We start from the raw sequence: 11481 nt of genomic DNA, 5'->3' as shown, positions 1-11481 counted from the left end.
GCCACTTCCGGCGGGCGGCGACGCTGACCGACCGCGATCCGTACCGCGAGATCGGCAACTATCTCAAGACCCACCGCGGCCGGGACGAGCGGATCTTCCGTACGCTCTCGTACTTCGACGGGGTCCACTTCGCCGCCCGCCGGAAGTGGCACAGGAAGGGCACATCGGGGGCGATCGCGACCAGGTCGGGCACCAGACCGCCCACGGCGAGCGTGATGCCCCCGCCCTGGCTGGAGCCGGTGACCGCGGTACGGGCCGGGTCGGTGAGCGGATGGGAGCGGGCCGCCTCCACCGCGCGCACGGCGTCGGTGAAGACCCGCCGGTAGTAGTAGTCCTCGGGGTTTTCGATGCCCCGGGTCATGAACCCCGGGAACGCGGGCCCGGAGCCGACCGGATCCGGGGTGTCGCCGGCGGCCCAGCCGCTGCCCTGGCCGCGGGTGTCCATCACCAGGTGGGCGAAGCCCGCGGTCGGCCACAGCAGATGGGTGTGCGCGAGCCCGCGTCCGCCGCCGTAGCCGATGTACTCGACCACGACCGGCAGCGGCTCCCGGGCCCCGGCCGGATGCAGAAACCAGCCCTTGACCGGGTGGCCGCCGAACCCCGCGAAGGTGACGTCGTACACCGCCACACCGGTGAGCGCCGTGGCGACCGGCTCGAAGGTGGCGTTCAGATCGTGCTCACGGGCCTCGGCGAGGGTCTTCTCCCAGAACCGGTCGAAGTCCTCGGGCTCGGGGACGCGCGGCCGGTAGTCGCGCAACTCGTCGAGCGGAAGGTCGAACAGGGCCATGGACAGGCAGCTCCCTTCATGCCGTTGCGAAGGAAACCATCGCGCGACAGCCCCTGACAAGGGGGTGGGGAGCACGGGGTAGGGAGCACGGGGCAGGGAGCCGTACGGCCCGGTTGGCCCGGTCAGATGGGCAGCAGCGCCCCGGCGCGCTTGACGGTGCGGATGACCGGGGCCGTCTCCAGGGAGCGGATCGCGTCCAGCGACGCGATCCGCTCGGTGAGATAGCGCGCGAGGTGCTGGGCGTCCCGGCAGTTGACGGCGCCGAGGAGATTGGTCGGGCCGGTGGTCATGGCCACCAGCGACACCTCGGGGTGTTCGGCCAGCGCGGACGCCACCTCGGCCAGCCGCGACGGGCGCACCGACATCCACAGCCGCGCCTCGGCGCGGAAGCCGAGCGCGGCGGGCGGTATGTCGACCAGGAAGGCGAGCACCCCGGCGCGGCGCAGCGCGGTCTGCTCCGGGGTCAGCCGGGCGGGGCCCGCCCAGCTGTCGGGCAGGGCGGAGTGGCCGAGCAGCAGATGGGCGGAGATGGCCGTGATCCGGCCGGTACGGGGCAGCCGGTGCAGCAGCAGCGCGTCGCTCTCGTCGCTGGAGCAGGTCTGGGCGCTGCACGAGATCTCGGTGCCGCCCGAGAGCAGATGGACATACGAGGTGTCGGGGCGGGCGGCCAGCGCCCGCGCGATGGCGCCCGCCGCGTCCGGGGTGCACCGCAGACGGATGGTCCAGGCGTTGTAGCCGAGCCGGCCGCCGTTGAGGGCGCCCACCACGCGCAGCACCCCGGCGGAGCGCAGCCGGCGGTAGCGGCGGGCAGCGGTGTTCTCGGAGACGCCGAGGGCTTCGCCGAGGGTGCGCAGTGGCGCCCGGCCATCGATCTGGAGGGCGTGGACCAGGCCCCGGTCGATGTCGTCGAGGGTGACGGTATCCGTGTTCATCGGCCGTCAGCATGCCAGTTTGCACCCCATTCGAGCCCTCTGAGGGGGGCCTTCGCCTCTAAGCTGACGTCAGGTACTCGCTACAAGTGCTCGCTCGTGAAAGGAAGCATGTGAACACGAAGGCCGAAACGTTCGAGTTTCAGGTCGAGGCGCGCCAGCTCCTGCAGTTGATGATCCACTCCATCTACTCCAACAAGGACGTCTTTCTGCGGGAGCTCATCTCCAACGCGTCCGACGCCTTGGACAAACTGCGGCTGGAATCGCTCCGTGGCACCGACCTGCACGCGGACACGTCCGATCTCCACATCGAGCTCGAGGTGGACCAGGAGCGCCGCACGCTGACCGTGCGTGACAACGGCATCGGCATGTCGCACGACGATGTGGTGCAACTGATCGGCACCATAGCCAAGTCCGGCACCGCCGAGTTCCTTCGCGAGCTGAAGGACGCGAAGGAGGAGTCGAAGGACGCCGCGGCCTCGCAGGACCTCATCGGACAGTTCGGCGTCGGCTTCTACTCCGGCTTCATGGTGGCCGACCAGGTCACGCTGGTGACCCGGCACGCGACCGAGAGCCAGGGCACCCGCTGGGAGTCCACGGGCGAGGGCACGTACACCATCGAGGCGGTCGACGAGGCGCCGCAGGGCACCTCCGTCACCCTGCGGCTGAAGCCGGAGGACACCGAGGACCACCTCTACGACTACGCCTCCTCGCGGAAGCTCAAGGAGATCGTCAAGCGATACTCCGACTTCATCACCTGGCCCATCCGCATGACCGCCGAGTCGACGAACACGGCCACGGCCACGGCCACGGATGCGGAGAAGGACGGGGAGGGCGAGGCCGAAGCCGAGGCCGAGACTCCGCCCGAGCCCGAGGTCGAGACGCTGAACTCGATGAAGGCGCTGTGGGCCCGCTCGCGTGACGAGGTCACCGACGAGGAGTACCACGAGTTCTACAAGCACATCAGCCACGACTGGACCAACCCGCTCGAGACCATCCGCATGCAGGCGGAGGGGACCTTCGAGTACCAGGCGCTGCTGTTCATCCCGTCCCAGGCCCCGCTGGACCTGTTCATGCGGGAGCGCAAGCGCGGTGTGCAGCTCTACGTCAAGCGCGTGTTCATCATGGACGACTGCGAAGAGCTCATGCCGGAGTATCTGCGCTTCGTCAAGGGTGTCGTCGACGCGCAGGACCTGTCGCTGAACGTGTCCCGCGAGACCCTTCAGCAGGACCGCCAGATCCAGCTGATGCGCCGGCGCCTGGTCAAGAAGGTGCTGTCGACGGTCAAGGACATGATGTCCGCCAACGCCGAGGGCTACGCGACGTTCTGGCGGGAGTTCGGCCGCGCCGTCAAGGAAGGGCTCCTCGACGACTTCGAGAACCGCGACGCGATCCTGGAGATCTCCTCGTTCGCCTCGACCCATGACGCGGAGCAGCCCACCAGCCTGCGGCAGTACCTGGACCGCATGAAGGAGGGGCAGCAGCACATCTACTACGTGACGGGCGAATCGCGCTCGATCATCGAGAGCTCGCCCCATATGGAGGCCTTCCAGGCCAAGGGCTACGAGGTGCTGCTGCTCACCGATCCGATCGACGAGATGTGGGTCGGGTCCGTGCCGGAGTTCGACGGCAAGCAGTTCCAGTCGATCGCCAAGGGCGAGGTCGATCTCGACACCGAGGAGGAGAAGAAGGAGGGCGAGGCCGAGCGCGAGCAGCGGCAGAAGGACTTCGCCGAGCTGCTGTCCTGGATGACGACGACCCTGAGCGAGCAGGTGAAGGAGGTGCGGCTGTCCTCCCGGCTCACCACCTCGCCCGCGTGCGTCGTGGGCGACACCCACGACGTCACCCCGGCGCTGGAGAACATGTTCCGCGCCATGGGCCAGGACATGCCCCAGGTCAAACGCATCCTCGAGCTCAATCCCACGCACCCGCTGGTGACCGGCCTGCGTGAGGCCCACGGCGCGGACGGGAGCGCGGACGGGCTGGCGGAGACGGCCGAGCTCATCCACGGTATGGCGCTGCTCGCCGAGGGCGGCGAACTGGGCGACCCGGCGCGCTTCATCAAGCTGATGGCCGACCGGCTGCAGCGCACGCTGTAGCGCGGACACCGTACGGGGGGAGGGCCGACAGCCGGCCCTCCCCTCGTACGCGTCACTCCTCCGCTGCCGCGACCGTTTCCAGAATCTGCTCCCCGTACTTGGCCAGCTTGTTCTCGCCGACGCCGCTGACCGCGCCGAGCTCCGCCAGGGTGCTGGGCGACAGCGTGGCGATCTGGCGCAGCGTGGCGTCGTGGAAGATCACATACGCCGGGACGCCCTGCTCCTTGGCGGTGGCCCCGCGCCAGGCGCGCAGCCGCTCGAACAGCGGCACCGCCTCCGGCGGCAGGTCCACCGGGGCGGCGGCGCGGCCGGACTTGGTGCCCGCCGACGACGAGGACTTCGCGGCCCGTGGCGCACGCTCCGGCTCGCGCCGCAGCATCACCTGGCGCTGCCCGCCCAGCACCTCGCCGCTGCCCTCGGAGAGCACCAGCGTGCCGTAGTCGCCCTCCACGGCGATCAGCCCCTGGGCGAGCAACTGGCGCACCACGCCCCGCCATTCGGCCTCGCGCAGCTCCGCGCCGATCCCGAACACGGACAGCGCGTCATGGTCGAACTGGATCACCTTGGCGGTCTTCTTGCCGAGCAGGATGTCGACCACCTGGCCGGCGCCGAACTTCTGGTTCCGCTCCCGCTTGAGCCGTACGACGGTCGACAGCAGCTTCTGCGCGGGGACGGTGCCGTCCCAGGACTCCGCGGGCGTCAGACACGTATCGCAGTTGCCGCATGCGGTGCTCTGCTGACCGAAGTAGGCCAGCAGCCCCACCCGGCGGCACTCGACCGTCTCGCACAGCGCCAGCATCGCGTCGAGGTGGCTGCCGAGGCGGCGGCGGTGGGCCGCGTCGCCCTCCGAGCCGTCGATCATCTTGCGCTGCTGGACGACGTCCTGGAGGCCATAGGCCAGCCAGGCGGTGGAGGGCAGCCCGTCCCGCCCGGCCCGGCCCGTCTCCTGGTAGTAGCCCTCGACCGACTTGGGCAGATCGAGATGGGCGACGAACCGTACGTCGGGCTTGTCGATGCCCATGCCGAACGCGATCGTGGCGACCACGACCAGCCCGTCCTCCCGCAGAAACCGCGCCTGGTTCTCGGCCCGGATCCGGGCGTCGAGACCCGCGTGGTACGGCAGCGCCTCGATCCCGTTCTTCACCAGGAACTCGGCGGTCTTCTCGACCGAGGCACGCGACAGGCAGTAGATGATGCCCGCGTGCCCCTGGTGCTCGGTGCGCAGCAGCTCCAGCAGCTGCCGCTTGGGGTCGTTCTTGGGCGCGATGCGGTACTGGATGTTCGGCCGGTCGAAGCTCGCCACGAAGTGGCGGGCGTCCTGCAGCTTGAGCCGGGAGGCGATCTCGGAGTGGGTGGCCTCGGTGGCGGTCGCGGTCAGCGCGATACGCGGCACATCGGGCCAGCGCTCGTGCAGCTCGGACAGCGCCAGATAGTCGGGGCGGAAGTCGTGCCCCCACTGGGCCACACAGTGCGCCTCGTCGATGGCGAACAGCGAGATCGAGCCCCGGCCCAGCAGCGAGAGCGTCGACTCCACCCGCAGCCGCTCCGGCGCGAGGTACAGCAGGTCCAGCTCGCCCGCGAGGAATTCCGCCTCGACCAGCCGCCGCTCGTCCAGGTCCTGGGTGGAGTTGAGGAACCCGGCCCGTACGCCGAGCGCCCGCAACGCGTCGACCTGGTCCTGCATCAGTGCGATGAGCGGTGAGACGACGACGCCGACGCCGCGGCGGACGAGCGCGGGGATCTGGTAGCACAGCGATTTGCCGCCGCCGGTCGGCATCAGAACCAGGGCGTCGCCCCCGGCCACGACATGGTCGATGATCTCTTGCTGATCGCCCCGGAACGCGTCATAGCCGAAGACCCGGCGCAGCACGCGCAGCGCGTCGCTCATATCGCCCGGGTCCGGATCTCTGGTGTCCAGACTGCTGGGGGGCGAGTCGCTGATGGCACCGTTCGTGAGGGGATCGTTTTCGGGGAGAGGCACCCGGCGAGTCTAGTCGGCCGAAAGGGTGGATCGGGCCGCGTGACGACCGCCGGTGCGCGCCGGTTGGGGATGGCTGTGAGTGGGCAGTGTGGCCGTGAGGCGGACGGACTCGTCATGCCCGCGTCAATGACCGCGCGGCGTAGCCGCATATCGATACAGCCCTTACCCCACGAGGAGGCCGATCGTGAGATCCAGCAAGGCTCTGCGCGCATTACCCGCCGTCGCGGTGGCGGTGCTCGCCCTGGCGGGCGGCCAGGCGGTGGCGGCGCCCGCGTCCGGGTCGGCGCAGCAGCAGGTCATCGCCGCGAGAGTGCTGACGTATGACTCGTCCCAGGCCGCTGAGTTCAAGGACGCCGTCACCAAGGGCGCCGCGATCTGGAACGACAGCGTGGCGAACGTGGAGCTCAAGCCGGTCGCCTCGGGGCAGCGGGCGAACATCCGTATCATCGCGGACAACGGCTGGCCGCGTACCGCCACGACCAGCCTGGGCAGCGGCACGATCTACTTCGGGCGGCAGGCCGTCGACGAGGGCTACAACACCGTGCGGATCTCGTCCCACGAGCTCGGCCACATCCTTGGTCTGCCCGATATGAAGCCCGGCCCCTGCTCCAGCCTGATGTCCGGCTCCACGGCCGGTACCTCGTGCACCAACCCCAACCCGAACGCGGCCGAAAGGGCGGAGGTCGAGGACAACTTCGCCGGCGCGCTCGCCTCCTCGGCGGCCACGCGCGACCTGCTGTTCGTGGACTGACGCACCACGCGTGTTCGTGGACTGACCCACCACGCGGGCCGGGAGCACCCCTCCCGGCCCGCAAGCCGGCTAGACCTCGGTGGCCGGCGGGGGACCCGTCGTCCCGCGGACGACGAGGCTCGGGGACACCGTCATCAGCACGGACCGCGTACGGCCCTCGATACGCTCCAGCAGCAGCCGCGCCGCCGTCGTGCCCATCAGCCCGCCCGCCTGGTCGACGCTGGTGAGCCGGACCGGGGCGAGCGCGGCCACGGCGGTGTTGTTGTAGCCGGCCAGCGAGAAGTCCTCGGGGATCCGCAGCCCCAGTTCGCGCGCGGCGCGGAAGACGCCCATGGCGGCCACGTCCGCCCCTCCGAAGACGGCGGTCGGCCGGTCCGCCGAGGCCAGCAGCTCCATCCCGGCCCGGTAGCCGCCCTCCTCGGAGAAGGCGGTCATGGCGACCCGCGCCAGGTCCTGGAGCCCGTGCCGCCGCATCGCCTCGTGATAGCCGCGGCGCTGGACCCGTTCGGGGGTGCCCGACCAGCCGCTGCCCCGGTTGCCGGGGGTGGAGGTCAGGGCGATCCGGCGGTGGCCGAGCCGGACCAGGTGGTCGATCACCAGGCCCGCGCCGAGGGCGTCGGCGTCGACGACCGAGTCGTGTTCCTCCGCCACGTCATGGTGGCCGATCACCACCGTGGGCACGGTGGCCGCCGTGCGCAGCACCTCGGTACGCGGAAAGCCGGGGCCGATGAGGATCAGCCCGTCCATCTGCCGGTCCACCAGGGCCCGGGCCAGTCTGGTCTGGTCCTCCTCGCCGAACCCGGCCGCGCCGATCAGCACCTGGTAGTCGCCGCCCCGCAGTTCGGTGTTGACGCCCTCGAGGATGTCGGCGAAGAAGGCGTTGCGGATGTTGTCCAGCAGCACGCCGATCGTGTACGTACGGCCCCGCATCCCGCGGGCGGCCGCATGCGGGCGGTAGTCGAGCTCGGCCATGGCCGCGCGCACCCGTTCGCGCATCTCGGGGCTCACACCGTAGGCGTTGCGCAGCACCTTGGACACGGCTGATGTCGAGACCCCGGCGTGCAGCGCGACATCCGTGATCGTGACGCGGCGCTTGCCGCTCGTGGGGGCCATGGGTCTCTCCTTCCGGTTGGCTCGCGTCTCACCAAGGCCGGTGTTCTGGTGAAACGGTCCTGTGAAACGGTCTACAGAACGCCACTGTACGCCGTCGAAGAGGGCGTGACGTCGATGGCCGTCCGCAGCGCTTTTCGCATCGTTACCTGCCCGTGACTTGACCCTCGGGTCGTCCTCGCCTCACCTTTGAGTCGTTTCAATTCGGAGAACGTTCTACACACGTACTCTCCGAGTCGGGACTCCGGAGCATGTCAAAGAAGACGGGAGCCACCGGATGACCATGGATCAATCCGCCCAAGCCACCTCGGCCGAGGCCGAGGGCACCGTCAGCCGTCAGCAGTGGAAGTGGTCGGTCCTGGCCGGCATGGCCTCGTATCTGGACGCGGGGTCGATCGTGGCGCTGGGCGCGGGCCTGGCGCTCTTCCAGGACGAACTCGGCCTCAGCGACTCGGGTCTCACCGGCGTCGGCGCGCTCGCGGCCATCGGGCCCAACGCCATCGGCGCGGCCGTCGGGGCCTTCATCGGCGGCCGGCTCGGCGACAAGCTCGGCCGCAAGCGGATCTACCAGTGGGATCTGCTGGTCTACGCGGCCGCGATCCTGTGCATCGCGTTCGCCGTCAACCCGGCGATGCTGTTCATCGGCACCTTCGTGGTGGGCGTGGCGGTGGGCGCCGACGTGCCGACCTCGCTGGCCCTGGTGGGGGAGTTCTCACCGGCCAGGGCCCGGGGCAAGCTGCTCGGGTTCACCCAGGTCGCCTGGAACGTCGGGCCGATGATCGTGCTCCTGCTCGCGCTCGCGCTCTCCTCGCTGGATCTGCTGGGCATCCGCATCGTCTTCCTCCATCTGTTCGTGGTCGCGCTGATCACCTGGGCGCTGCGCAGAGGGATGACCGAGTCGGCGGTGTGGAAGGCCGCGGCGAACAAGGCGGGCGACGCGGCCAAGGGGACGGCCGCCGCGGCGGCCGGGGTGCGGGAGCTGTTCCGCGGGGCGCATCTGAAGGCGCTGCTGTGGACCGGAAGCTTCTACCTCTTCTGGAACCTGGCCGCGGGCACCGCGGGCCTGTTCACCCCGTACATGGTCAAGAACCTGGGCGCGGGGGGCCAGGGGACGAGCGTGGCGCTGTCCTGCGCCGGGTTCGGTGTCGGCATCGCCGCGACCGTCCTGGTGTTCATGCCGCTGACCGACCGCGACCACCGCACCCGCCGGCTGCTGTGGGCCATCGGAGCGGTGATGCAGATCGCCGCCTACGCGCTCTTCCTGTGGTTCCCCTTCACCGTCCCGACGATCCTCCTCAACACCTTCCTGTTCGGCGTGGGGGCCGCGCTGGCCGGTGAGGCGGTCTACAAGACGTTCAGCCAGGAGCTCTTCCCGACCATGCTGCGCGGCACCGCCCAGGGCTTCACCTTCGGCACGGCGCGCACCTGCCTGGGCATCTGGAGCTACTTCGTGCCCCACCTCGCCGACTCGGGCATCTCCACCATCGCGGCCCTGCTGACCGTGTTCCTCGTCATCAGCGGCGGCATCGGCTACTTCTTCATGCCGGACACGGCCGGGAAGTCCCTGGACCGCATCGAGGCCGAGCGCCGGGCGGCGGCGTGACGCGGTCCGCTGACGAACTGCTCTCCCGGTTCACCGACCCCGCACCCGAATACGGGCCGCTGCCCATCTGGTGGTGGAGCGGCGCGAAGGTGACCCGGGAGCGGCTGCGCCGGCAGATGGCGGAGCTGACCTCCCAGGGCATCCGGCAGGCCGTGGTGATGTGCCTCGCGCCGACCGGCCCGACCTTCGGCTCGCTGGCGGACGACCCGCCGTATCTGAGCGAGGAGTGGCTGCGGCTGCTCGACGGGGCCTGCGCGGACGCCGACGAGCTGGGGTTCAGCCTGTGGATGTACGACCAGATCGGGTTCTCCGGCGCCAACTTCCAGGGGCAGCTGACCGCCCGTAACCCCGAGTTCGCCGGGCTCGCCCTCTACCGCACGAGCGTGCCGGCGGAGGGTGACGAGACGGTGGTGCGCCCGCCGACCGGCCACACCGCGCTCGCCGCGTACGCCGTGCCCGCCGCCGTCCCCGCCCGGGACGGCGGCGCCGCGGCCGGGCGGGTCGCGGTGCCGCTGCGCGGCGGCGCGGCCCGCTGGAGCGGCGGCCCCGCCGAGATCACCCTGGTGCACAGCGGGGTCAGTGGCTTCGACTACTTCGGCGAGGCCGCCTGCGCGGCGCTGCTCGACCGGGTGCACGGCACCCTGGAGCGACACGTCGGAAAGTGGTTCGGCCGCGCCATCGGCGGCTTCTTCCAGGACGAACTGCCCGCCATGCCCACCTGGGGCCGCGACTTCGCGGCGACCTTCGCCGAGGTGTACGGCTACGACCTGGTGCCCGAGCTGTGGGCGCTGTGGGAGGGCGAGGACCCGCACGCCGCGCGGGTGCGCCGCGACTACCAGGAACACCGCGCCCGGCTGGGCCGCCGGGCCTTCTTCGACCCGCAGGAGGCGTTCTTCGCCCGGCACGGCCTGGTCTGCGGTTTCGACCAGCCCTCACCGGCCCGTGAGGGGGACCCGGTGGGCGGTGTCCGGGTGTACGGCGACTACCAGGGCACCCACGCCGGATACGGGGCGCCGGGCAGCGACCACTGGGGCGACGCCAAGGCGCACAGTTCGATGGCGCACGCCTTCGGCCATCGGCGCACCTGGATCGAGGCGTTCCACTCCTCCGGCTGGGGCGGCACGCTCGAGGAGACCTACGACTGGCTCGCGCCCTTCCTGCGCCGCGGCGCCACCCTGTACGACCCGCACGCCGTCTACTACAGCACCGTCGGCGGCTGGTGGGAGTGGGCGCCGCCGTCCACCTGCTGGCGCCAGCCGTACTGGTCCTCGTACCACGTGTTCGCCACCGCCGTGGCGAGGCTGTGCTCCGTGCTGACCGAGGGCACCCATGTGTGCGACACGGTCCTGCTGTCGCCGACCACGACCGCCCAGGCGTATCTCACGCTGGACGGTCCGCTGGCCCCGGCGACGGAGGCGGGGCGGCTCTACCACGAGCTGAACGGCGTCAACTGCTGGTTCGCCGAGCGCCGTGGGGTGCTGGAGCGCGCGGGCCTCGATCACGACACCTTCGACGAGAACACCCTCGCCGGAGGCGAGGTGACCGCCGATGAGGCGGGCCCCGCCCTGGTCATCGGCCAGGAGCGGTACCGCACCGTGGTGCTGCCCGGGCCGTCGGCCCTGCACGCCGCGGCGGCCCGTACGCTCGTCCGCTTCGCGGCGGCGGGCGGCCGGGTGGTGTGCGTGGCCCGGGCGCCCGGACTGTTCCCCGGCGGCCCCCGCACCGACGGTGCCGAGGCCGGTCGGCTGTTCGCCGACGCCGTCGCGCGGGGCCTGGTCACGGTCGTCGAGAGCGCTGAACAGGTGCCCGCCGCGGTGGCCCGGGGCCCGGTACGGGTCGACGCCGACGCGCCGTATCTGCTCCGCCGCCACGGCGACGCCCTGGTGCTGGCCCTGGTCGCGCACGACGACCACAGCGGCACCAAGGCGCCGATCGTCGCCTTCCCCATGGGCGACTGGCCCACGGACGGCTTCTCCTGGGAGCGGTACTGGGAGCAACTGCGGACGGAGGGCTACGACTTCGTGCCCGCCGACGGCCGCACGGCCCGGGTACGCCTGGAAGGCCCGGACCGGCCGCGCGCCCAGCGCTGGGACCCGGGCACCGGCGCCCGCACCGAACTGGCCGTGACCCGGGCGCCGGACGGGGCCTGGCTCCTCGAGGTGCCGTTCGAGGACGGGGCGGTGGCGCTGGTGGTGCTCGCCGAGGAACTGCCCGCCCCGAC

The 11481-nt window shown here is 70.9% G+C and carries 6 protein-coding genes and 3 pseudogenes; 5 read left to right on the top strand and 4 right to left on the bottom strand.

All coding sequences use genetic code 11. From position 1 onward, the window contains the following. Positions 1-23: 23 nt before the first annotated feature. Positions 24-89, top strand: a pseudogene (locus CCN51_RS59845) (hypothetical protein); the annotation flags it as partial. Positions 90-121: 32 nt separating this feature from the next. Here the strand turns inward: CCN51_RS59845 and CCN51_RS57050 are convergent. Both CCN51_RS57050 and CCN51_RS08175 read right to left on the bottom strand, forming a co-directional pair. Further along, positions 122-787, bottom strand: a pseudogene (locus CCN51_RS57050) (acetylxylan esterase); the annotation flags it as partial. A 122-nt stretch (positions 788-909) separates the two neighbouring features. Beyond that, entirely contained in the window at positions 910-1719 is an 810-nt protein-coding gene (locus CCN51_RS08175; RefSeq protein WP_014174761.1) for an Lrp/AsnC family transcriptional regulator, read from the bottom strand. Positions 1720-1889: 170 nt separating this feature from the next. Between CCN51_RS08175 and htpG the strand changes: the two genes are divergently transcribed. Then, the gene (gene htpG / locus CCN51_RS08170; RefSeq protein WP_055414138.1) at positions 1890-3815 is read left to right on the top strand and encodes a molecular chaperone HtpG; all 1926 of its coding nucleotides are present in this window, start codon (positions 1890-1892) and stop codon (positions 3813-3815) included. Between the two features lie 52 nt (positions 3816-3867). On the opposite strand, the gene recQ is transcribed toward htpG, so the two are convergent. After that, positions 3868-5703, bottom strand: coding sequence for a DNA helicase RecQ (recQ, locus tag CCN51_RS08165; RefSeq protein ID WP_014174759.1), 1836 nt, complete (start codon positions 5701-5703; stop codon positions 3868-3870). A gap of 277 nt (positions 5704-5980) precedes the next feature. On the opposite strand from recQ, the gene CCN51_RS08160 reads away from it, so the two are divergent. After that, on the top strand, positions 5981-6547 hold the full coding sequence (locus CCN51_RS08160) for a snapalysin family zinc-dependent metalloprotease (RefSeq protein ID WP_014174758.1): 567 nt from the start codon (positions 5981-5983) through the stop codon (positions 6545-6547). Positions 6548-6616: 69 nt separating this feature from the next. Here the strand turns inward: CCN51_RS08160 and CCN51_RS08155 are convergent, their stop codons facing one another. Then, positions 6617-7660 (bottom strand): LacI family DNA-binding transcriptional regulator, encoded by a 1044-nt coding sequence (locus tag CCN51_RS08155; RefSeq protein ID WP_014174757.1) that lies wholly within the window; start codon positions 7658-7660, stop codon positions 6617-6619. A 274-nt stretch (positions 7661-7934) separates the two neighbouring features. Here CCN51_RS08155 and CCN51_RS08150 point away from each other — a divergent pair, with 274 nt between their 5' ends. Both CCN51_RS08150 and CCN51_RS08145 read left to right on the top strand, forming a co-directional pair. After that, entirely contained in the window at positions 7935-9260 is a 1326-nt protein-coding gene (locus tag CCN51_RS08150; RefSeq protein WP_014174756.1) for an MFS transporter, read from the top strand. Beyond that, positions 9257-11481: pseudogene (locus CCN51_RS08145) on the top strand (glycosyl hydrolase); the annotation flags it as partial. The gene CCN51_RS08150 and the pseudogene CCN51_RS08145, both read left to right, overlap by 4 nt.

The sequence above is a fragment of the Streptomyces milbemycinicus genome (assembly GCF_002154605.1).
GTDB lineage: Bacteria > Actinomycetota > Actinomycetes > Streptomycetales > Streptomycetaceae > Streptomyces > Streptomyces milbemycinicus.
This window is presented reverse-complemented; position numbering and strand designations above follow the sequence as displayed.